Below are 21,118 nucleotides of genomic sequence, written 5' to 3'. Positions count from 1 at the left end.
AACTGCCGGATTCAATAGCGGGACGCTATTACTCCATGCTTACGTTTTCGAAGTGGTGTTTGCCTAACGGATCAACGACATAGCCTTTGACTTCTTTACGAACAGGTTCGTACACGGTGGAGTGAGCGATGATCAGCGCAGGTGCCTGGTCATGCATCACAACCTGTGCCTGCTGGTACAGTGCAGCACGTTTGGCGTGATCGGATTCAGCACGGGCTGGCTGGATCAAATCTTCGAACGGCTTGTAGCACCAGCGGGAATAGTTGGAACCGTCTTTCGCTGCGGTACAGCTGAAGAGGGTAGCGAAGAAGTTGTCCGGGTCCCCATTGTCCCCGGTCCAGCCCATCATCACAGACTGATGCTCACCGGCTTTAGCACGCTTGAGGTATTCGCCCCACTCGTAAGTGACGATGTTGGCTTTCACGCCCACTTTCGCCCAGTCAGCCTGGATCATTTCAGCCATACGACGCGCGTTCGGGTTGTACGGACGCTGTACCGGCATTGCCCACAGATCGATAGTGAAACCGTCTGCGTGACCTGCTTCTTTCAGCAGCTCTTTGGCTTTCTCAGGGTTGTAATCGTAATCCACGACGTCTTTGTTGTAGCCCCACATAGTCGGTGGGATCAGGTTTTTAGCCGGCTGGCCAGCACCCTGATAAACCGCATCAATGATGGCTTTTTTGTTCACAGCCATGGTCAGTGCCTGACGCACTTTCACTTCATCCAGAGGTTTTTTCTCAACGTTGAAGGACAGATAACCGACGTTCAGACCGGGCTGTTGCATCAGGTTGATGGTTTTATCTTTCTTCATTGCCGCGATGTCAGCCGGGTTCGGGTACGGCATCACCTGGCATTCGTTTTTCTGCAATTTCGCGTAACGCACGGAAGCGTCAGGCGTGATGGAGAAGACTAAACGGTCAATCTGCGGCTTGGTGCCCCAGAAACCAGGGAAAGCTTTGTAGAGGATGCGTGAATCTTTCTGGTATTGCACAAGCTGGAACGGACCGGTACCGATCGGATCCAAATCGACTTTCTCAGGTGTTTTCGCTTTCAGCATGTTATCCGCGTATTCCGCAGACAGGATGGAAGCGAAGTCCATCGCCAGGTCAGCCAGGAATGGTGACTCCGGGCGGTTGAGCACGAACTGGACGGTGTTGTCGTCGACTTTAACAATCTTGTTGATCAGATCGCCCATACCCATGCCTTCGAAGTATTCGTAGCTGCCGCCCGAAACGCCGTGGTAGGGATTATTTTTGTCGAGCTGACGTTCGAAGGAATACACCACGTCATCCGCATTGAAATCACGGGTTGGTTTGAATTCCTTGTTGTCCTGCCATTTCACGCCTTTGCGCAGATGGAAGGTGTAGGTTTTGCCGTCTGCCGACACGTCCCACTTCTCAGCCAGACCCGGCTGAATTTCTGTGGTCCCGATCTTGAACTCAACCAAACGGTTGTAGATAGGCACGGAGCTGGCGTCATACGTGGTGCCTGAGGTGAACAGCTGAGGGTTGAAGCCTTCAGGTGAACCTTCAGAGCAATACACTAACGTTTTTGCCTGCACGCTTGCCGCAACGGTCAGCGCAATCAGGCCCATACTGAATTTCAGTAGCCCCGACTTACCTAAGGAGATTGTCATCGCTTCTGCTCCATTGATTAATGGTGATGTGGATGTGTGTGTTGTGTTTGCAGCTCACGCCACCCTTTATTTTTATTTGCGGGTGACTGTGTTGGTGTGCGCTGCATTAAGTCCAACCAGAGCATGGTGAACTGCCATTTTTTTTCCTTCGAACTGTAAAGCGGGCTTTACGGATCTTTACCGGAAATAATCACTGGTCTTCCTTGGGGCTATCAATTTGGCAACTCCTATCCCTGACGTCAATATAACCATCAGGCATTTACACAGACTGTGAGTAACAGCAAACAAACATAAAAAAACATTCTGTTAACTAAATCAGGATGAATGTTCAGTTTTTGAACCTTAAACCCACACAATCAACTTTGTAAAAGAATATTCCTGGGGGTTTTGCACATATTAAATCCCTAAAAATTTCTCGCTAAATGATGAATATCTGAACGGTTATTTTTGAGATAGGGGTGGAAACCAGCTGAAAATGCTGAGAAGAGCAGCTGATGACACGTGACTGTCACAAAATGGATTCCCGCACTGACTCCCTCAAACACCCCAAAAAGGCGCAGATGCCCGATGATGGTGCAGCCTGCAGCGCGGATATGTTTCGTGTGTTTTTTCACCGAAAGGCGGTATGCGGGCTGAAATACCTCGAAACCAAACTGATCGTAGAATCAGAAGACTGGCGCGTTTTTTGCTTAAATCAACGGTATCTGGATTTATGGCAGCAGGTTTTCTGTATATCACCGGCCAGAGGTTTTGTGATGGAACTTAAGTGGTTTGAAGATTTTCTCAGCGTATCTCATTGCTACAGCTTCACGCGCGCCGCCAGTGAACGAAACATCACCCAGTCCGCACTCAGCCGCCGCATCCGCCAGCTGGAAGAATGGCTCGGTGTTGCGCTGTTTGACCGCAAAACTTACCCGATCCGCCTGACCCCGGAAGGCGAAGAATTCTTGCACGTCGCCCACGAAACGGTATTTTCCATGACACGGTTACGCCGGAGTTTGCGCGCCAAAGCGCATGAGACGGATGTAACGGTGTGAACAGATTTCATTTATTTCGCGACAGCGCGAAGAACCGGTAAATACCGCCGACTTCTCCTTTCTTCAACGCGTCACCGCCGATATGCTCAATCCCAGTGTCAGCCTATGTGAGGGAGATAACATGCGACAATTTGTTGCATTGAGCGATGTTATGGCGCACCCTGCTCTCAGGTATAAAAAATGACCAGAGGTAAACTATGGCAACCAGCATTCGCTTAGATGATGACTTCGTCAGTGACGTAAAAATTCATGCAGAAGCTACCCATCGCAGCATCCCAAAGCAGATTGAACATTGGGCAAAAATCGGCAGGATCGCCGAAGACAATCCCGATCTGACCTACCGGTTTATTATGGAAACGTTATTAGCCAAAAGTGAAATAGATAACAACAAGGTCACGCGCTATGTCAGAAGGACCGACCGGTCAAAGGATTGATACGTTTGAATCTCATCGCTTCACCAAAGCATTTGCACGGCTTTCCTTACCGCAGCAGATTATTGTGGAAGATGAAATCGAGCGCATCCAGGACAACCCGACCCTCGGGGAACTGAAGAAAGGCGATCTGAGCTATTTACGCGTCCATAAATTCTCGCTCGATAAACAGCAGGCGCTTTTGGGATACAGCTGGCTGGAAGACAAAATTGAGTTGTATTTGCTGAGCCTCGATTCCCATGAAAATTTCTATCAGGACCATAAAAATCACAGGAAAGGTGATTTGAAGCTGATGAAGTGATCGCTTAAAAACAATGCAAATGCATTGGCAATGCATTTGCATTTCGCTGAGCTCATCGCTCATTTATGTATCACAGGGAGTCTCGTTTATGTCAGCCTCAGCTACAGGGGGAATCAAACTTGAAGCGGAATCAAAAGTGACTCGCCGTTTTCAGACCACCATCCCCGCAGCCATTCGCAAAGCACTCAATCTCACCGAAAACGATCGCATCCCGTACAAAGTGCTGCCTGACGGACAGGTAGTTATTTCGAGGCAACTCGAAGAACACAGCGATCCCGTTATCAATGCCTTTCTGGATTTTGTTGAGGCAGATATGCTCAACCATCCGGAGAATTTGCAGCCGTTAACCCTGGCAATGCATGAAAAAATCAATGTCCTGACCGCAGGCATCGATATCGACCTGGACAGTCCGCTTTCTGACGATGATGAGTAATGGATTATGCATAATCCGGCAAGAGCCGAATATCGTCAGGGAGATACGTTAGGTGCTGAGTTTACTCATTGGTTCAGAGCGAAATTCTTTCAGCAATATCGCCTGTTTTTCCGCTACAACCTCAGAACGCGAATCATCATATTTGCGTGGGTAAAGGATGACGAGCCTATGAGAGCAAAACGGACGCGGGCCGTTGCTAAAGCAACGTGGTCTCGCTTCGCTCGGATCAAACCTCCTTCGGAGGTTCTCATCCTGTTAAACTACAGACGAAAAAAAACCTGCTTTAAAAGCAGGTTTTTCAAATGTGGTCGGCGAGAGAGGATTCGAACCTCCGACCCACTGGTCCCAAACCAGTTGCGCTACCAAGCTGCGCTACTCGCCGAATGGGGCGCATCTTACTGCGGTGGTTTCAGAGCGTCAACGGCTTTTTCATCCATATTCACCGACTGCCCAGAAATCATCCGATACGCCGCCAATTTAACCTATAACTTCTGTTCTGCCTGAGGTTTAGCACACCAGTTATTCGCCGGATTGATTCCGCCGTTCGGTGAGGTGTAACCCAGACAACCCAGAATCGAGTCGAATAGCTCGACGTGGCGCTTCTTCGCCCCGACCCGCTGCTGCGCCTGTAACTGCTCAAACGCCTCTTTATGATCCGGCTGTTCGAGGAAACTGTCAGAAGCCCACACCATCATCGGCACACGGAACTGCTCAGGTGGCGCCATCTCGCGCGGCGTACCGTGCAGATGCGAGTTCTCATCAATCGACTCACCGTGATCGGAGGCATAAAACACCAGCGCCTTCTTGTCGCGCAGCTGATCGATCACGCTGTCGATGAAGGTGTCGGTGTAAAGCACGCTGTTATCGAAGGCATTGATCAGCTCTTCTTTCGTACAGTTGGTCCTCTTACATTCCGGCGTATAACGCGCGTAGCTGCGCGGATAACGCTGAGAATAGAGATAATGCGAGCCTTTAGTGTGCAGGATCACCAGATGTTTCCCTTTCGGGTAATTCTTCAGAGACTGCTGCAATTCATTCACCAGCAACATATCGTCCACCGGTTTGCCGTCATTACGCTTTTCAGACGCGATGATTTCACGGAAGGAGAAATTGTTGGTGTCAGCGTTGTTGTAGAACCACAGCTCGCTTTGCATCGCGAAGAGTTCAGAAGTGAAACCCAAAGATTTCATCACCGCAAAAATGTTCTGCTCTTTCAGCGTCCGCTGCGGGTTATCTTCCGTTCCGCCTTCGCGCACGAACATACAGCGCAGCGAGAGCTTAGTGGCGGTATCGCAGGAAGTCCCGCGGAAGGCCACCAGATTCTTCTCTTTCGACAGCCGCGGCGTGGTATCACGCTCGTAGCCGAGAATCCCCATGTGATCCCAGCGGGTGGTTTCCCCGATGATAAACACCACGTAGGTGTCATCAATATCCGCCGGCGGCACGTAGGTAAACTCTTTCGCCGGGTCAAAATAATGGCTGGCATCCTGACCTTCATCAATCTGGGTGTACGCATACAACCCGAGGGCCGCCAGCCAGTTAGATGGTAAATAAGAGTGCGCAACAACGCCGCCGTAGCTCGGTAAATCGACGTTAGTTTTCTTCTCGTTCACGCTTTGTTCGTGATCAAGATAGCGCAGCGGCAGCCAGACCAGCAGCACCGCGGCCAACATAACGATCAGCGGCAACGCGCGTTGCCCCGGCGTTTTCATCTGTTCAATCAGCGTCAGACGCAGATTATTTTTCCAGATCACAAACAGCGGTATGGCACTGACCAGCGCCATCCAGATAAACAGTTGCGGGCCAATAACCTCTTTGCTGAGATCGATATCCGTCGTCATCACCGACACCACGATGCCGTAGCCGATCACCACGTTGAACATCACCATGTAATAACTGGCGGCAACGGAAATCAGAACCAGCAGACTGGCGACGATGCGGAAAAACAGCCGTCCACCGAGCGACAACAAGCGCAGCACGAAAAAGGTAAACAGGACGATCGCACACACTTCTGTGACGGCCTGCAGGAGTTCGGTGGAAGTGAAATGATTAATCAAGGCGGCAAAGCGGCGCTGAAACACGGAGACATTAAGGAAAATGCCAATATAAATCGCTAACAATAATGAAATATTTTGCTGCGATAGAGTCTTCACTCTATTCATGTAATGTGATTTTCCGGAGGATTTTGAAAGATTCTGAATCATTGTGACATGTTTATGTCTGGCGAGTTCACAGATTATACCGAGATTACGTATATATACATACTTCCGGAATGTTCCGTGCCGAAGCGGCTTACCGGCGAGGTGACGGACAGGTGGGAGCTTTATCAGAGATAAATTCAGACATGAAAAAGGAGGCCGAAGCCTCCTGGGTATTTCTTAAAACGCCCCTGGTGAAGGCGGTACTTCTAAAAAATCATTTAATATTCAATGTCACATCGATGTTGCCGCGTGTGGCATTGGAGTACGGGCAAACCTGATGAGCTTTGGCAACCAGCGCTTCTGCGTCGCTGCGCTCAAAGCCAGGCAGAGTGATATCAAGCTGAACTTCGATACCGTAACCGCCGGGAATGGCACCTATGCCTACCGCGCCTTCAATTTTCGCGTCAGCAGGGATCTTAATTTTTTCCTGCGCGGCCACGGCTTTCAGTGCGCCGAGGAAGCAGGCGGAGTAACCGGCAGCAAACAGCTGCTCAGGGTTGGTACCGCCGCCCATGCCACCCATTTCTTTCGGCACGCCCAGTTTGATATCTAAGACGCCGTCGTCAGAAACAGCACGGCCATCACGACCACCGGTAGCAGATGCATGAGCACGATACACAACTTTTTCGATAGACATATTTGGTTCCTTTTCGGGTCAGATAACTGAGAATAAGAGCTAACGTAACTGGAAATTATTTACACGATTTAATCGTGCGCTATGTATTTAATACTAGCAGACAAACTCGAAAGCGCACTCCGGATTTGTCTGTTTGCTGCGATAGGTTTAATCAATCATTCGCTGAACGGCGAACGCATCTTTTTACTTTGCAATTCAGGCTTTATCTTTCAAGTTAGCGCGAAGGGATTCCAGCTGCTGCTTGAGTGTCACCATTTCACTGAGCTCACACTCGGTCGCACACAAAATCGCTTCGGGGATCCCTTTGGCTTTTTCACGCAGCTGCTTACCGGTGTCAGTCAGGGTGATAATCACCTGACGCTCGTCCGCTTTGGCGCGGCGGCGCAGCAGAAAACCGGCGGTCTCCAGCCGTTTTAACAGCGGCGTCAGGGTCGCGGAATCCAGAAAAAGCTTGTCGCCTATCTCAGAGACGGTCACTTCATCACGCTGCCAGAGAACCAGCATCACCAGATACTGCGGATAGGTCAGATCAAGCTGGCCGAGAAACTTGCGGTAAACCTTATGCAATGCAAGATTCGCCGAGTAGAGCGCGAAACACATCTGCTGATCCAGATGCAACATGCTGTTGGGCGTTGATTCGGTGTCTGTTTTCATGTTCATGCCGCCAATGTATATAGCGCGCGATATAATCGCAAGCGCTTTCGGGTGAGTGTATTAACACTGTGGAATGCTTTAACGCCCTTAATTCTGATGCAAACCGTCAGAATCCTCTCATTCTCTGCAACATATAAGGATAAAACGGATTCGATGATACGCGCATCAGTTGATCCATGCTCACCACCAGCGCGCCATTCTCACCGCGTGCGGCGAGCGTGCCCAGACGAATACCAAACTGCGCCGGACCCTGTGGCGTGCGGCCATATAGCGAGTCATCGGTCGGGAACGGCAGCGCAACGTGTGAGAGCGAGAAGAATTCGGAAGGATAATCCAGCCCCAGCGGCGTCGCGATCCCGGCACTCTGCCCTGCCGCGGTGATCAGCGCGACGGTTGCCGCCTGATCGGGGCCGGCATTGGTGATCACCGTGGTCTGATAGTGCCTTGGCGCAGGCGGCAATAAGCGTTCGACTGCGGTTTCTGACGACGGACGCAATAACGGCCCGACGTAGGCGCTGCGGTTGATATCAATTAACACCAGCTGGCTACCATTGGCGGGCAACTGATTAAACAAAGCGGTGACTACCGCGCGGGTGCTGACGGTGGAATCCACTACCGACTGGAAGGCCAGCAAAGGCGGAAGTTGCGCCAGCCTGCCGGATTTCGCTTCTTTAATAATCTGCTGTTGCAGGATATCGGTCAGCAGATAGGACTGACGCGCCGCTTTCACCGGGAATGAATTGTATTTAAACGGATTGAACTCCGGCATCAGATTCAGCCATGCGGTTTTAGCGAACGCCGGGAAGATAGCTGGCCAGCCCGCATAACCGGCGAAGCGGGCAAAGCGGGTGACGCCAATCATCGGGGAAATCAGCACCACGCGGGAGGGCCGAATCAGGGACGCGTCGTCGAGGGTATCGAGTGTGTATTTCATTGCCAGCGCGCCGCCGTTAGAAAAGCCGACCATCTGCAACGGCACCTCTGCACCGGCGGCACGACGGGCTTCACGCACGGCCAGCCGCGTCGCCGCCATCCACTGTTCCCAGTCCACATTAGTCAGACCGCCCGGTACCGTGCCGTGTCCCGGCAGACGGATCCCCACCGCCACGAACCCGCGCTGGCGGTAATCCTCGGCGATATGGCGCAGGCTGTAAGGGGAATCCGTCAGCCCGTGCAGCAACACGACCGCACCGACGGGTTTGCCCGCAGGCATCAGCTCATAAGAACGGTTCCAGTCCTGCGCAAAATGTTCGGGATAAATCGGGCTGCGGTCGTAATAGCGGTTCAGCGGGATGCGCTCTTCAGCGTCAAGCTTATCAGTCACTTCCTGCTTCACTTCAACAAATGCCTGCTGTTCAGCGCGTAAATACGCCGCCCAGTCGCTGTTATCCAGCTGCTCCGCGCTCAGTTCATCCGGCACCAGTTTGTGCCACGGCTCAAGCGGCGGCCCCTGTAGGGCATCATACGTCCGCACGGCCAGCAGCGTGATGACCACCAGAACAAGCGCCAGTAAAAGCTTTTTCAGTCGGTTAAAGAGAGTGCGAAGTGGCATCAATTGCATTTTCCTAAAATCGTCAAAGCGATATCAATATCTTAAAGATATGCCGTTCTTGCTCATTGTGGGCCAGATGATAATGCATTTAAGTTGAACGACGACTGCACGAAGTGCAAATCTTCGCCCCATTTTTGTTCAGTTGCATTGCTTGCGTGGTGCAACAAACGTACAACACATTCACAAGCCAAATAATAAATCATTTGAAATCAATAGATAGTGATGTGGCACAGGGCTTGCTTAGGTGAATTTAATCTTGTGTACCAGATGGAATTCAACCTATGACCCACGCTTCACATTCTACAAATTCGCCGTATTGCGGTTTTACCCTGCGCGAATGGCAGGAGCACTACCGCACGGCACCGGGCAGTTTGCGTACCACGCTTTCGATGGTGCTGGGCAGTCTGAGTCATACCGATAACGCCTGGATTTATCGTGCTACGGCCAATCAGCTGGAAGACCAGATTGCCCATCTCGAAAGCCTGCGTCAAAAGGCCGAAGGCTCGATTACTGCCCTGCCGCTGTTTGGCGTGCCGTTTGCAGTCAAAGACAATATTGATATCGCAGGCTGGCCGACCAGCGCCGCCTGCCCGGCGTTTACTTACACCGCCCAGGCCGATGCCACCGTCGTCGCCAATCTGAAAGCCAAAGGCGCGATTGTCATTGGCAAAACCAATCTCGACCAGTTCGCCACCGGCCTGGTCGGCACCCGCTCGCCGTTCGGTGCGGTGCGCAATACGTTCAATCCGGATTACGTCAGCGGCGGTTCAAGTTCGGGTTCCGCCTCAGTACTGGCGCGCGGTTTAGTCGCTTTTTCGCTGGGCACCGACACCGCCGGTTCCGGCCGCGTACCCGCCGGATTCAATAACATCGTTGGCCTGAAGCCCACCAAAGGCTGGTTGTCGAACAAAGGCGTGGTACCCGCCTGCCGCCTGAATGACTCAGTTTCCATCTTTGCCCTGACCGTCGCCGATGCCCAGACCGTCGCCCACGCGGCAGGCGGCTATGACGCCGCCGATGCCTATTCCCGCCCGAATCCGCGTACGGCGCCGGTGGCGATTTCCGCCCATCCGCGCTTTGCGGTACCTGACAGCCTGGAATTTTTTGGCGATGCGCAGGCCGAATTTGAATTCGATCAGGCGCTGGATCGTCTGAGCAGCAGCGGCGTCACGCTGGTACCGATCGATTTCACGCCGTTCCGCGAACTGGCGGAACAGCTGTATTACGGCGCCTGGGTGGCAGAACGGACAGTTGCGGTCGGTCAGATTTTCGAAGAAAGCCCGGAAGTGATGGATCCGGTGGTGCGCGGCATTGTGGCGAACGGCCTGAACTACAGCGCCTGTGACGCCTGGCGGGCGGAATATTTGCGCGCGGAGCTGTCGCGCAAAATCAATCTGGCGCTGGAAGGGTTTGATGCACTGGTAGTGCCCACTTCGCCGACTATCCGCACGCAGGAAGAAATGGTGCAGGAGCCGGTGCTCTACAACTCGCAGTTCGGGATTTACACCAACTTCACCAATCTGGCGGATTTGTCCGCGCTGGCGCTGCCCTCCACTATTCGTGCTGACGGCCTGCCCGCCGGTATCACGCTGGTCGCACCCGCCTGGCACGACGATGCCTTAGCCAGCTTTGGTCGCCAGTGGCAGCGCAGCCTGACCCTGCCGCTCGGCGCGACCGGCATTACGCTTAAGCCGGAAGAATACATGACGTCCACGCCGCTCACCGCCAGCGTGCGCGTCGCGGTTGTCGGTGCGCATCTCACCGGTATGCCGCTGAATTTCCAGCTCACCAGCCGCAATGCGGTGCGCGTCGAGCAAACCACCACCGCCGCCACCTACAAACTCTTCGCCCTTGCCAACACCACGCCGCCTAAACCGGGGCTGGTACGGGCAGAAACCGGCAGCGCGATTATCGTCGAACTGTGGGACATCCCGTTGGCACGCTTTGGCGAGTTCGTCGCTGAAATCCCGGCACCGCTCGGCATCGGCTCTCTGGAACTGGCCGACGGCCGCACGGTGAAAGGCTTTATCTGCGAGCCGTGGGCGATCCCCGACGCCACCGACATCACCCATTTTGGCGGCTGGAGGAGTTACATCTCCCACCTCGCCTCCCCGAAAAACGCCTGAGGAGCCACACCTATGTTCACGACTGTTCTGGTCGCCAACCGTGGCGAAATCGCCTGCCGCGCCATCCGCACGCTCAAACGCCTTGGGGTGACCAGCGTGGCCGTGTATTCCGACGCCGACCGTAACGCGCCGCACGTCGCCGATGCCGATATCGCCATTGCGCTGGGCGGCGAAAAGGCCGGCGAAAGTTATCTGATGATCGACAAAATTCTGGCCGCCGCGAAAGAAACCGGTGCGCAGGCAATTTATCCCGGCTACGGCTTTTTATCCGAAAGCGCCGAATTTGCCGATGCCTGCGAAGCGGCAGGGATTGCCTTTATCGGCCCGACCGCCGGACAAATCCGTGAATTCGGCCTCAAGCACCGCGCCCGCGAATTAGCCGCAGCCGCCAGTGTGCCGATGACGCCGGGCACCGGTTTGCTGGAAAATATTGAAGAGGCCGTGATCGCTGCGGCCAAAATTGGTTATCCGATCATGCTCAAAAGCACCGCAGGCGGCGGAGGCATTGGCCTGACGCGCTGCGACGACGAAGACGGATTGCGCGCCGCGTGGGACAGCGTGAAGCGCCTCGGCGAACAGTTTTTCCGCGATGCAGGGGTGTTTCTGGAGCGGTTTGTGGATCGCGCCCGCCACGTCGAAGTACAGATTTTTGGCGACGGTAAAGGCCGCGTGGTGGCGCTCGGCGAACGCGACTGTTCCCTGCAACGCCGCAACCAGAAAGTGGTAGAAGAAACCCCTGCGCCGAATCTGCCACAAGCCACTCGTGAAGCCCTGCATCGCGCCGCTGTGCAACTGGGCGAATCAGTGAATTATCGCAGTGCCGGTACTGTCGAATTTATTTATGACGCCGCGCGCGATGCGTTTTATTTCCTCGAAGTGAATACCCGTTTGCAGGTCGAGCATCCGGTCACTGAAATGGTTACCGGGTTGGATCTGATTGAATGCATGCTGCGCGTCGCAGCCGGTGAACCGCCCGACTGGCCTGCAATGGAAAAAGCGCCGCAGGGCGTATCGATAGAAGTGCGCATTTACGCCGAAGATCCGCTGAAAAACTTCCAGCCGAGCCCCGGCGTGCTAACCGAAGTCTTTTTCCCCCAGGATGTCCGCGTCGATGGCTGGGTATCTACCGGCAGCGAAGTTTCGGCATTTTACGACCCGATGATCGCCAAGCTGATCGTTCACGGAACCGACCGTCAGGATGCGCTGGCGAAAATGTCCGCCGCGCTGGCCGCGACCCGTCTACACGGCATCGCCACCAATATCGACTATCTGCGTCAGGTGGTTGCCACGCCGGTGTTCCGCGACGGCGACATGTGGACGCGGATGCTCGACAGTTTTGCCTACTCGCCGAAGGCTATCGAAGTGATCGCTCCCGGCACCTATAGCAGCGTGCAGGATTATCCGGGCCGTCTCGGTTACTGGGACATCGGCGTGCCGCCGTCCGGTCCGATGGATGATTTTGCGTTCCGCCTGGCCAACCGCATTGTCGGCAACCACCTGGACGCCGCCGGTCTGGAATTCACTTTACAGGGCCCGACGCTGCGTTTTCACTGCGATGCCACTATTGCGCTGACCGGTGCGCGTTGTCCGGCGGATCTCGATGGCGAGACGGTGGATTACTGGCAGCCGGTGGCGGTCAAAGCCGGCCAGACGCTGACCCTTGGCCGCGCAATGCAGGGCTGCCGTACCTATCTTGCGGTGCGTAACGGTTTGGACGTGCCGGTGTATCTCGGCAGCCGTTCGACCTTCGCCCTCGGGCAATTCGGCGGTCATGCCGGTCGCACGCTGCGCGTCGCCGATATGCTGACGGTTTCCCAGCCCGAACTCGCCGCCTGCACCACGCCAGCGCCGGTTGGTCTGCCGCAGCCTGCGGCCGAACATATCGTGCCTAAGTATGGCGACCTGTGGAACATCGGCGTGCTGTATGGCCCGCACGGCGCACCGGATTTCTTTACCAAAGAATCGATCGATACCTTCTTCGCCGCCGACTGGCAGGTGCATTACAACTCCAACCGCCTCGGCGTGCGTCTGGTCGGCCCGAAACCGCAGTGGGCACGGCAGGACGGCGGTGAAGCCGGTCTGCATCCGTCGAACGTGCATGACTGCGAATACGCCATTGGCGCCATCAACTTTACCGGCGATTTCCCGGTGATCCTGACCCGCGACGGGCCAAGCCTCGGCGGTTTTGTCTGCCCGGTGACCATCGCCAAAGCCGAACTGTGGAAAGTCGGACAGGTAAAACCGGGCGATAAAATCCGCTTCCATCCGATCAGTTTCGAGCAGGCACAGGCGCTGGAACTGGCGCAGCAAGGCACCCTCGATTCGCTGATGCCGGTGAACGCCATGGCACTCCCGGTACCGTCGCTGCTGCCAGACGCCACCACGTCCGCCACCATTCTCGCGGCGTTACCGGCCACGGCGCAGCGCCCGTCGGTGGAATACCGGCAGGCGGGCGACGGCTACGTGCTGATTGAGTACGGCGACAACGTGCTGGATCTGGCGGTGCGGATGCGCATTTATCTGCTGATGAACGCCATCCGCGCGGCCGGTCAGGAGGGCATCGAAGAGCTCTCGCCGGGCGTACGGTCTCTGCAAATCCGTTATGACAGTCGCGTGCTGCATCAGGGCGCGCTGCTTGAACATTTACTGGCGCTCGAACAAAGCCTGACGGATGTCAGCCAGCTCAAAATTCCGACCCGCATCGTGCATATGCCGATGGCGTTTGAAGATTCCGCCACGCTTGGCGCGGTGGAACGCTATCAGCAAACCGTGCGTGCCGATGCGCCGTGGCTGCCCAATAACGTCGATTTCATCCAGCGCACCAACGGGCTGGCAAGCCGCGAAGAAGTCAAAAATATCATTTTCGACGCCAGCTATTTAATTCTCGGGCTGGGCGATGTGTACCTCGGCGCGCCCTGTGCGGTGCCGGTCGATCCACGCCATCGCCTGCTCAGCTCCAAATACAATCCGGCACGCACCTACACCGCCGAAGGCACCGTCGGCATCGGCGGGATGTATATGTGCATCTATGGCATGGATTCGCCGGGCGGCTATCAGCTGGTTGGCCGCACGTTGCCGATCTGGAACAAATTCCTGAAAAACCAACAGTTCAGGAACGGCGAGCCGTGGCTGCTGCACTTCTTCGATCAGGTGCGCTTCTATGAAGTGACCGAAGCGGAGCTCGACGCCCAGCGCGACGCCTTCCGTGAAGGCCGTGCGCAGGTGCGCATCGAAGAGACCGAGTTCGATTTTGCGCAATATACCCAATTCCTTGCCGACAACGCCGCCGATATCGCTGACTTTCGCACAAAACAGGCCGACGCCTTTACCAGAGAGGTGGCGCACTGGCATGAAGCGGAAAGCGCGGCGGTGGAAGCGGCTGCCAACGCCGTCCAGTTAGTAGAGGACGATGCGGATCAGGACGGGCATCTGGTCAGCGCCGATCTCAACGGCAATATCTGGAAAATCCTGGTCGAGCCGGGCCAGCAGGTGGTGGAAGGCCAACCGCTGATCGTCGTCGAGGCCATGAAAATGGAGCTGTCGGTCAACGCGCCTTGCGCCGGAACGGTATTAAAAATCAGCTGCCAGCAGGGCCGTCCGGTCGGGCCAGGTGATGCGCTGCTGTGGCTGGATTTAGCGGTTTAAGCAGGTGAAAACCACAAGGGACTTTTTATGCAACTGACAGGCGCCAAATCGACACGTACGAAAAGCAACCGTCCTGAGGGGCTGGCGGAACGTATTTATCAGCAGCTGAAGGCCGATATTTTCAGCTTCCGCATGCTGCCGGGCGACCGTTTTAGCGAGAACGACATCGCCGATCGCATGGAAGTTAGCCGCACACCGGTGCGTCAGGCGCTGTTCTGGCTCGAGCGCGAAGGTTACGTCGAAGTCTTTTTCCGCAGCGGCTGGCAGGTGCGCCCGTTCGATTTCGACTTCTTCGAGCAGCTCTACGATCTGCGCATTGTGCTGGAACTGGAAGCGGTAAAACGCCTGTGCGCCTGCCCGCCCGAAGCACAGCCCTTACAACTGGCCGAGCTGAAAGATTTCTGGATAGACCAGCCACGCCTCGAAGACGGCCAGACGGTATCGCGTTTCGACGAAGAATTTCACATGACGCTGGTCTCCGCCGCCGGTAACGCCGAAATGGCGCGTATTCACCGCGAGCTGACCGAGAAAATCCGCATCATCCGCCGGCTGGATTTCACCAAAGATGAACGGGTGAACGCCACCTATCAAGAACACGCGGGCATTTTGCTCGCCATCATCGGGCAACGCACTGAGGAGGCACAACGCCAGCTACACGACCATATTGCCGTCAGCAAAGCCGAGGTGCGCAAAATTACACTGCATATGCTGCATCAGGCCCGGGCGGAGAATGACGGAAGCCTTCCGTCATGACTTTTTTAAATGTGTTTTCGACTTTCACCATAACAGCGTTCTCTTCACTCATTCTCAGAGGGTACATCTATGCAACGTCGACGTTTTATTAAAGCCTTTGCTCTGTCCGCCACTGTAGTCAGCATGGGATTAGCCTGGAGCGCACAGGCTGCCGAGACCATCAAGGTCGGTATCATGCACTCCCTTTCCGGCACCATGGCAATTTCTGAAACGCCGCTGAAAGACATCGCGCTGATGACCATTGATGACATCAATGCCAAAGGCGGCGTGCTGGGCAAAAAGCTGGAACCGGTGGTGGTCGATCCGGCCTCTAACTGGCCGCTGTTCGCCGAAAAAGCGCGCCAGTTACTGACGCAGGATAAAGTCGCCGTAGTATTTGGCTGCTGGACGTCGGTCTCGCGTAAATCGGTGCTGCCGGTCTTCGAAGAGCTGAACGGTTTGCTGTTCTACCCGGTGCAATATGAAGGCGAAGAGATGTCACCGAACGTGTTCTACACCGGCGCTGCGCCTAACCAGCAGGCGATCCCGGCGGTGGAATATCTGATGAGTGAAGACGGCGGCGCGGCGAAACGCTTCTTCCTGCTCGGCACGGATTATGTCTATCCGCGCACCACCAACAAAATTCTGCGCGCCTTCCTGCATTCCAAAGGCGTGAAGGACAGTGATATCGAAGAGGTCTACACGCCGTTCGGTTACAGCGATTATCAGACTATCGTCTCTAACATTAAGAAATTCTCGGCGGGCGGCAAAACGGCCGTGATCTCCACCATCAACGGCGATTCCAACGTCCCGTTCTACAAAGAGCTGGCGAATCAGGGCGTGAAAGCGACCGATGTGCCGGTGGTGGCGTTCTCGGTGGGCGAAGAGGAGTTGCGCGGCATCGACACCAAACCGCTGGTGGGTGATCTCGCGGCGTGGAACTACTTCCAGTCCGTCGATAACCCGACCAACAAGAAATTCGTCGCCGAATGGAAGGCTTACGCCAAAGCCCACAAACTGCCGAACGCCGACTCTGCGGTGACCAACGACCCGATGGAAGCGACCTACGTGGGCATCCATATGTGGGCGCAGGCGGTGGAAAAAGCCGGAACGACTGACGTGGATAAAGTTCGCGCCGCAATGGCCGGGCAGACCTTCGCCGCTCCTTCCGGTTTCACACTGACGATGGATGCCACCAACCATCACCTGCACAAACCGGTGATGATCGGGGAAATCGAATCCAACGGGCAGTTCAATGTGGTCTGGCAGACCGACAAACCGATCCGCGCCCAGCCGTGGAGCCCGTATATCGCGGGTAACGATAAAAAGCCAGACACTCCGGTGAAAACGACGAACTGATAACTCATGATTCGCCATTAATACCCCACCCCAGCCCTCCCCTTCGCAGGGGAGGGAGCAGATCGGCGCTTTTCACTCCTCCCCCTGCGAAGGGGAAGGCTGGGAGGGGGTTTAGCAACGAACTCCGGGCAACAGGAAAACATCATGACGCATTTTTTATCTCACTTCAGGCCACTGCTTTTCCTGCTTTGTTGCCTTCCGTTGCTGGCGCAGGCCGGGGCGGCGAATGACTTTGCTGCCGCCAGCCGCAGCCAGCAGGCCGTGCTATTACAAGAATGGGCGGTGGATCCGCAGCCGGAAAGGCTGCCGCTGCTCGAGGCGCTGAAGCAGGAAAACGTCGTTATCGACGAATCTAATCACGCCTTCACTCAAAACGGCGACCAGCTTACGCCGCTGGAAGGGGATGCCAGACCGCAGGGCGACATCAAAAAAGTCTGGCTGAACAACCGTCTGCGCATTCTCATCGCCAACGCCCTTTCCGCCCACCGTTTAGTCAGTACCGACAGCGCCGTGCGTTTGCAGGCGGCAAAATCCTTACAGCGTGAAGCGCAGGCCGATCAGCTGCCGTTGCTCACCCGTCGCTTTGAACTGGAAAAAGACAGCACGGTGTATGACGCGCTGGCCATCGCGCTGGCGAATTTACAGCTGGCGGACGCAGATCCGCAGGTGCGCCTGAAAGCCGTCGAGCTGCTCGGCACCTCCGGCGATCCGGATACACAAGGCCGTCTGCAAAGCCTGACCGATCCAAAAACCGAAGCCGACGCCACCGTGCGTGCCGCCGCCGCTGTCAGCCTGAAAGCCGTGCAACACCGCCTGCTGATAGGCGATCTGCTCGGCCAGGCGTTTACCGGTTTATCGCTGGGCTCGATTCTGCTGCTCGCCGCACTGGGGCTGGCGATCACCTACGGTCTGCTGGGCGTGATTAACATGGCGCACGGCGAAATGTTAATGCTCGGCTCGTATTCGACATACATGGTGCAGTCGCTGTTTCAGCACTACGCGCCGGGGCTGCTGGCGATTTATCCGCTGGTCGCGCTGCCGGTGGCGTTTTTCATCACCGCCGGGATCGGTATGGCGCTGGAGCGCACGGTGATCCGCCATTTATATGGCCGCCCGCTGGAAACGCTGCTGGCCACCTGGGGCATCAGCCTGATCCTTATCCAGGGCGTGCGCGTACTGTTTGGCGCGCAGAACCTTGAGGTCGCTAACCCCGGCTGGCTCTCCGGCGGCATTCAGCTGCTGCCGAATCTGGTGCTGCCTTACAACCGCATCGCGGTGATCATTTTCGTCATGCTGGTGCTCGCGCTGACGTGGCTGCTGCTCAATAAAACGCGCCTCGGCATGAACGTGCGCGCCGTAACGCAAAACCGTGCGATGGCCGCCTGCTGCGGTGTGCCGACCGGCCGCGTCGATATGCTGGCGTTCGGCCTTGGTTCCGGCATCGCAGGCTTGGGCGGCGTGGCGCTCTCGCAGCTCGGTAACGTCGGCCCCGAGCTCGGTCAGGGATACATCATTGATTCCTTCCTGGTCGTGGTGCTCGGCGGCGTGGGGCAACTGGCGGGAACGGTGGTCGCGGCCTTTGGTCTGGGCATTGTGAACAAAATTCTTGAGCCGGAAATCGGCGCGGTTCTGGGGAAAATCCTGATCCTCGCGCTGATCATCCTGTTTATCCAGAAACGTCCGCAGGGACTCTTCGCCTTCAAAGGCAGGGTGATTGACTGATGAGCCAACCTTTAACCCTGACCGGCGTACAAAAAGCGCCGAAGATTGCGATTTCCGTAGGCGCGGTGGTGTTAATCGCGCTGATTGTCATGCCTTTTCTGGCGTTGCTGCCGGCGGAGAATCCGCTTTCGATCTCCACGTACACTCTGACGCTGGTCGGTAAGATCCTCTGCTATGCGATCGTCGCGATCGCCCTCGATCTGGTGTGGGGCTACGCCGGTCTGCTGTCTCTCGGCCATGGGCTGTTTTTCGCCCTCGGCGGTTACGCGATGGGCATGTACCTGATGCGCCAGGCGGCGGGCAGCGGCCTGCCTGATTTTATGTCCTTTCTCTCGTGGACCGAGCTGCCGTGGTTCTGGGCAGGCACTCAGCATTTCGCATGGGCGCTGTGCCTGATCGTGCTGGTGCCCGGTGCGTTGGCGTTTGTGTTCGGCTACTTTGCCTTTCGCTCGAAAATCAAAGGCGTCTATTTTTCGATCATGACCCAGGCGCTGACCTACGCCGGTATGCTGCTGTTTTTCCGCAATGAGACTGGTTTTGGCGGCAATAACGGCTTCACCGGTTTCACCACCCTGCTCGGTTTTCAGGTCACCGCCACCGGCACCCGCGTCGGATTATTTTTGATGACCGTATTCGTGCTGGTCGCCAGTCTGGCGCTGGGCTTTGCGCTGGCGCGCAGTAAATATGGTCGGGTGCTGACCGCCGTGCGCGACGCAGAAAACCGGCTGATTTTCTGCGGCTACGATCCGAAAGGGTTCAAGCTGTTCGTCTGGACGGTTTCCGCCATGCTGTGCGGGCTGGCGGGCGCGCTGTACGTGCCGCAGGTCGGCATCATCAATCCAGGCGAAATGTCGCCGACCAACTCCATCGAAGCCGCCATCTGGGTAGCGCTCGGCGGGCGCGGCACGCTGATCGGCCCGATTCTGGGCGCTGGTATCGTCAACGGCGCGAAGAGCTGGTTCACCGTCGCCATCCCTGAATACTGGCAGTTTGTCCTTGGCGGCATGTTCATTGTCGTGACGCTGTTCCTGCCGCACGGCGTGATTGGCCTGCTGCGTAAGAGGAAATCCTGATGAGCCCGATGACCATGACCGAAGATTTGTTTACCCAGCCGCATCTGGCGGACAGGCACCGCGAACAGACCGATCCGATTTTGCAGCTGGAAAATATTAACGTCAGTTTTGATGGTTTTAAGGCGCTGACCAACTTGTCGCTCAACATCGGCGTCGGCGAACTGCGCTGCGTGATAGGCCCTAACGGCGCGGGGAAAACCACGCTGATGGACGTCATTACCGGTAAAACCAAACCGCAGAGCGGAAGGGTGTTTTACGATCAGCGCACCGATCTGACCAAACTCGATCCGGTGCGCATCGCGCAGTCCGGCATTGGTCGCAAATTCCAGAAGCCGACGGTCTTCGAAGCGCTGACCGTATTTGAAAATCTGGAGATCGCGCAGAAAACCAATAAATCAGTCTGGGCGTGCCTGCGCGCCAAAATGAGCAGCGAACAGCGCGACCGCATCGATGAAATGCTCGGCACGCTGAGGCTGACGAACGAACGACATCGTCCGGCGGGCTTGCTGTCGCACGGTCAGAAACAGTTTCTGGAAATCGGCATGCTGCTGGTGCAGGAGCCACATTTGCTGCTGCTCGACGAACCCGCCGCAGGCATGACCGACGCCGAAACCGAATACACCGCCGAGCTGTTTAAACAGCTGGCGGGCAAGCATTCGCTGATGGTGGTCGAACACGATATGGGCTTCGTCGAAAGCATCGCCGACCACGTCACCGTGCTACATCAGGGGCAGGTGCTGGCGGAAGGCTCGCTGAAACAGGTGCAGGCCAACGAACAGGTTATCGACGTTTATTTAGGACGCTGAGGAAAGAGTCATGTTGCAAGTCAATGAGCTTAATCAGTTTTACGGCGGAAGCCACATTCTGCGTGGCCTGTCGTTCGATGCCAAAATCGGCGAAGTCACCTGCCTGCTCGGGCGCAACGGCGTGGGCAAAACCACGCTGCTCAAATGCCTGATGGGGCTGATCCCGGCGAAATCCGGCACTATCCGCTGGCAGGATCAGGTGATCAACACCCGCAGACCGCATCAGCGCGTCCAGGCAGGCATCGCCTACGTCCCGCAGGGTCGCGAGATTTTTCCGCGTCTGACGGTGGAAGAAAATCTGCTGATGGGGTTGTCGCGCTTTTCAGGCAGCGATGCGAAACAGGTGCCGGACGAAATCTACCACCTGTTCCCGATCCTGCTGGAAATGAAGCATCGCCGCGGCGGTGATTTGTCCGGCGGCCAGCAGCAACAGCTGGCGATTGGCCGGGCGCTGGCCTGCAAACCCAGCCTGCTGATCCTCGACGAACCCACTGAAGGCATTCAGCCGTCCGTTATCAAAGAGATCGGCACGGTCATCAAACAACTGGCCGCCAGAGGCGATATGGCGATCCTGCTGGTCGAGCAATTCTACGACTTCGCCGCCGATCTGGCCCACAGCTACCTGGTGATGTCACGCGGCAGCATCGTCAAACGCGGACGCGGGGAAGACATGGAAGCAGAAAATGTGCGGGGGCTGGTGGCGATTTAACTTCGACCGATTTTTAACAAGACAACCATCAACTTTTCAGACACATTTGGGTCAGTTTTTCAAA

At 55.8% G+C, this 21,118-nt stretch carries 16 protein-coding genes, 1 tRNA gene, 1 other RNA gene and 2 pseudogenes; 13 read left to right on the top strand and 7 right to left on the bottom strand.

Going from position 1 to position 21,118, the window contains the following annotated elements:
- Positions 1–28: 28 nt before the first annotated feature.
- On the bottom strand, positions 29–1,636 hold the full coding sequence (dppA, locus tag AC0Z7K_RS09125; protein ID WP_413530010.1) for a dipeptide ABC transporter periplasmic-binding protein DppA: 1,608 nt from the start codon (positions 1,634–1,636) through the stop codon (positions 29–31).
- 755 nt (positions 1,637–2,391) lie between these two features.
- On the opposite strand from dppA, the pseudogene AC0Z7K_RS09120 reads away from it, so the two are divergent.
- From AC0Z7K_RS09120 to AC0Z7K_RS09100, 5 genes and pseudogenes are all read left to right on the top strand, one after another.
- Positions 2,392–2,646 (top strand): annotated as a pseudogene (locus AC0Z7K_RS09120) (LysR family transcriptional regulator); the annotation flags it as partial.
- A gap of 224 nt (positions 2,647–2,870) precedes the next feature.
- On the top strand, positions 2,871–3,107 hold the full coding sequence (locus tag AC0Z7K_RS09115) for a ParD-like family protein (RefSeq protein ID WP_485614043.1): 237 nt from the start codon (positions 2,871–2,873) through the stop codon (positions 3,105–3,107).
- Positions 3,076–3,405, top strand: coding sequence for a type II toxin-antitoxin system RelE/ParE family toxin (locus AC0Z7K_RS09110; protein WP_485614042.1), 330 nt, complete (start codon positions 3,076–3,078; stop codon positions 3,403–3,405). Before AC0Z7K_RS09115 ends, AC0Z7K_RS09110 begins: the two co-directional genes overlap by 32 nt.
- Before the next feature lie 88 nt (positions 3,406–3,493).
- Positions 3,494–3,838 (top strand): type II toxin-antitoxin system PrlF family antitoxin, encoded by a 345-nt coding sequence (locus AC0Z7K_RS09105; protein WP_485614041.1) that lies wholly within the window; start codon positions 3,494–3,496, stop codon positions 3,836–3,838.
- Between the two features lie 6 nt (positions 3,839–3,844).
- Positions 3,845–3,991: pseudogene (locus tag AC0Z7K_RS09100) on the top strand (type II toxin-antitoxin system YhaV family toxin); the annotation flags it as partial.
- On the opposite strand, the gene AC0Z7K_RS09095 reads toward AC0Z7K_RS09100, so the two are convergent.
- The 6 genes from AC0Z7K_RS09095 to AC0Z7K_RS09070 all read right to left on the bottom strand — a co-directional run bounded on the left by AC0Z7K_RS09095 (position 3,980) and on the right by AC0Z7K_RS09070 (position 8,882).
- Positions 3,980–4,110: non-coding RNA, RtT sRNA (locus tag AC0Z7K_RS09095), on the bottom strand. The pseudogene AC0Z7K_RS09100 and the gene AC0Z7K_RS09095 sit on opposite strands and share 12 nt — an antisense overlap.
- A gap of 33 nt (positions 4,111–4,143) precedes the next feature.
- A tRNA-Pro gene (locus tag AC0Z7K_RS09090) sits at positions 4,144–4,220 on the bottom strand.
- Positions 4,221–4,320: 100 nt separating this feature from the next.
- Positions 4,321–6,000 carry a kdo(2)-lipid A phosphoethanolamine 7''-transferase gene (gene eptB / locus AC0Z7K_RS09085; RefSeq protein ID WP_485614040.1) on the bottom strand — a complete coding sequence of 560 codons (1,680 nt, stop codon included), beginning with the start codon at positions 5,998–6,000 and terminating at the stop codon, positions 4,321–4,323.
- Positions 6,001–6,253: 253 nt separating this feature from the next.
- Positions 6,254–6,676 (bottom strand): organic hydroperoxide resistance protein, encoded by a 423-nt coding sequence (locus AC0Z7K_RS09080; protein WP_056775755.1) that lies wholly within the window; start codon positions 6,674–6,676, stop codon positions 6,254–6,256.
- A 195-nt stretch (positions 6,677–6,871) separates the two neighbouring features.
- Complete coding sequence (locus tag AC0Z7K_RS09075) at positions 6,872–7,330, bottom strand: MarR family winged helix-turn-helix transcriptional regulator (RefSeq protein ID WP_413530006.1); 459 nt, start codon at positions 7,328–7,330, stop codon at positions 6,872–6,874.
- Between the two features lie 106 nt (positions 7,331–7,436).
- Positions 7,437–8,882 (bottom strand): alpha/beta hydrolase, encoded by a 1,446-nt coding sequence (locus tag AC0Z7K_RS09070; RefSeq protein WP_485614037.1) that lies wholly within the window; start codon positions 8,880–8,882, stop codon positions 7,437–7,439.
- Between the two features lie 281 nt (positions 8,883–9,163).
- Between AC0Z7K_RS09070 and atzF the strand changes: the two genes are divergently transcribed.
- The 8 genes from atzF (at position 9,164) to urtE (ending at position 21,054) form a co-directional block, all read left to right on the top strand.
- Entirely contained in the window at positions 9,164–11,008 is a 1,845-nt protein-coding gene (gene atzF / locus AC0Z7K_RS09065) for an allophanate hydrolase (protein WP_485614036.1), read from the top strand.
- Positions 11,009–11,020: 12 nt separating this feature from the next.
- Positions 11,021–14,653: an urea carboxylase gene (gene uca, locus AC0Z7K_RS09060; RefSeq protein ID WP_485614034.1), complete on the top strand. Its 3,633-nt coding sequence runs from the start codon at positions 11,021–11,023 to the stop codon at positions 14,651–14,653.
- A gap of 27 nt (positions 14,654–14,680) precedes the next feature.
- A complete protein-coding gene (locus tag AC0Z7K_RS09055; protein WP_485614033.1) occupies positions 14,681–15,406 on the top strand; it encodes a GntR family transcriptional regulator in 726 nt (241 codons plus the stop codon).
- 69 nt (positions 15,407–15,475) lie between these two features.
- A complete protein-coding gene (gene urtA, locus AC0Z7K_RS09050; protein WP_413530001.1) occupies positions 15,476–16,744 on the top strand; it encodes an urea ABC transporter substrate-binding protein in 1,269 nt (422 codons plus the stop codon).
- A 144-nt stretch (positions 16,745–16,888) separates the two neighbouring features.
- Positions 16,889–18,466, top strand: a complete 1,578-nt coding sequence (urtB, locus tag AC0Z7K_RS09045) for an urea ABC transporter permease subunit UrtB (RefSeq protein WP_485614032.1) — start codon at positions 16,889–16,891, stop codon at positions 18,464–18,466.
- Entirely contained in the window at positions 18,466–19,539 is a 1,074-nt protein-coding gene (gene urtC, locus AC0Z7K_RS09040) for an urea ABC transporter permease subunit UrtC (RefSeq protein ID WP_485614031.1), read from the top strand. Before urtB ends, urtC begins: the two co-directional genes overlap by 1 nt.
- A 14-nt stretch (positions 19,540–19,553) precedes the next feature.
- Positions 19,554–20,345, top strand: a complete 792-nt coding sequence (gene urtD, locus AC0Z7K_RS09035) for an urea ABC transporter ATP-binding protein UrtD (protein ID WP_485614255.1) — start codon at positions 19,554–19,556, stop codon at positions 20,343–20,345.
- A gap of 10 nt (positions 20,346–20,355) precedes the next feature.
- The gene (urtE, locus tag AC0Z7K_RS09030; RefSeq protein WP_485614030.1) at positions 20,356–21,054 is read left to right on the top strand and encodes an urea ABC transporter ATP-binding subunit UrtE; all 699 of its coding nucleotides are present in this window, start codon (positions 20,356–20,358) and stop codon (positions 21,052–21,054) included.
- Positions 21,055–21,118 lie beyond the last annotated feature (64 nt).

It is taken from the genome of Rahnella sp. 1L-D-7-B-C2 (assembly GCF_057290995.1).
The sequence above is the reverse complement of the archived record's forward strand: the minus strand, read 5'-3'. Positions and strand labels throughout refer to the sequence as shown.

Bases quoted from the DNA above. Each gene is read 5' to 3' on its own strand.
- dppA (WP_413530010.1), bottom strand. From the start codon at position 1,636: ATGACAATCTCCTTAGGTAAGTCGGGGCTACTGAAATTCAGTATGGGC.
- AC0Z7K_RS09115 (WP_485614043.1), top strand. From the start codon at position 2,871: ATGGCAACCAGCATTCGCTTAGATGATGACTTCGTCAGTGACGTAAAA.
- AC0Z7K_RS09110 (WP_485614042.1), top strand. From the start codon at position 3,076: ATGTCAGAAGGACCGACCGGTCAAAGGATTGATACGTTTGAATCTCAT.
- AC0Z7K_RS09105 (WP_485614041.1), top strand. From the start codon at position 3,494: ATGTCAGCCTCAGCTACAGGGGGAATCAAACTTGAAGCGGAATCAAAA.
- eptB (WP_485614040.1), bottom strand. From the start codon at position 6,000: ATGAATAGAGTGAAGACTCTATCGCAGCAAAATATTTCATTATTGTTA.
- AC0Z7K_RS09080 (WP_056775755.1), bottom strand. From the start codon at position 6,676: ATGTCTATCGAAAAAGTTGTGTATCGTGCTCATGCATCTGCTACCGGT.
- AC0Z7K_RS09075 (WP_413530006.1), bottom strand. From the start codon at position 7,330: ATGAAAACAGACACCGAATCAACGCCCAACAGCATGTTGCATCTGGAT.
- AC0Z7K_RS09070 (WP_485614037.1), bottom strand. From the start codon at position 8,882: ATGCCACTTCGCACTCTCTTTAACCGACTGAAAAAGCTTTTACTGGCG.
- atzF (WP_485614036.1), top strand. From the start codon at position 9,164: ATGACCCACGCTTCACATTCTACAAATTCGCCGTATTGCGGTTTTACC.
- uca (WP_485614034.1), top strand. From the start codon at position 11,021: ATGTTCACGACTGTTCTGGTCGCCAACCGTGGCGAAATCGCCTGCCGC.
- AC0Z7K_RS09055 (WP_485614033.1), top strand. From the start codon at position 14,681: ATGCAACTGACAGGCGCCAAATCGACACGTACGAAAAGCAACCGTCCT.
- urtA (WP_413530001.1), top strand. From the start codon at position 15,476: ATGCAACGTCGACGTTTTATTAAAGCCTTTGCTCTGTCCGCCACTGTA.
- urtB (WP_485614032.1), top strand. From the start codon at position 16,889: ATGACGCATTTTTTATCTCACTTCAGGCCACTGCTTTTCCTGCTTTGT.
- urtC (WP_485614031.1), top strand. From the start codon at position 18,466: ATGAGCCAACCTTTAACCCTGACCGGCGTACAAAAAGCGCCGAAGATT.
- urtD (WP_485614255.1), top strand. From the start codon at position 19,554: ATGACCGAAGATTTGTTTACCCAGCCGCATCTGGCGGACAGGCACCGC.
- urtE (WP_485614030.1), top strand. From the start codon at position 20,356: ATGTTGCAAGTCAATGAGCTTAATCAGTTTTACGGCGGAAGCCACATT.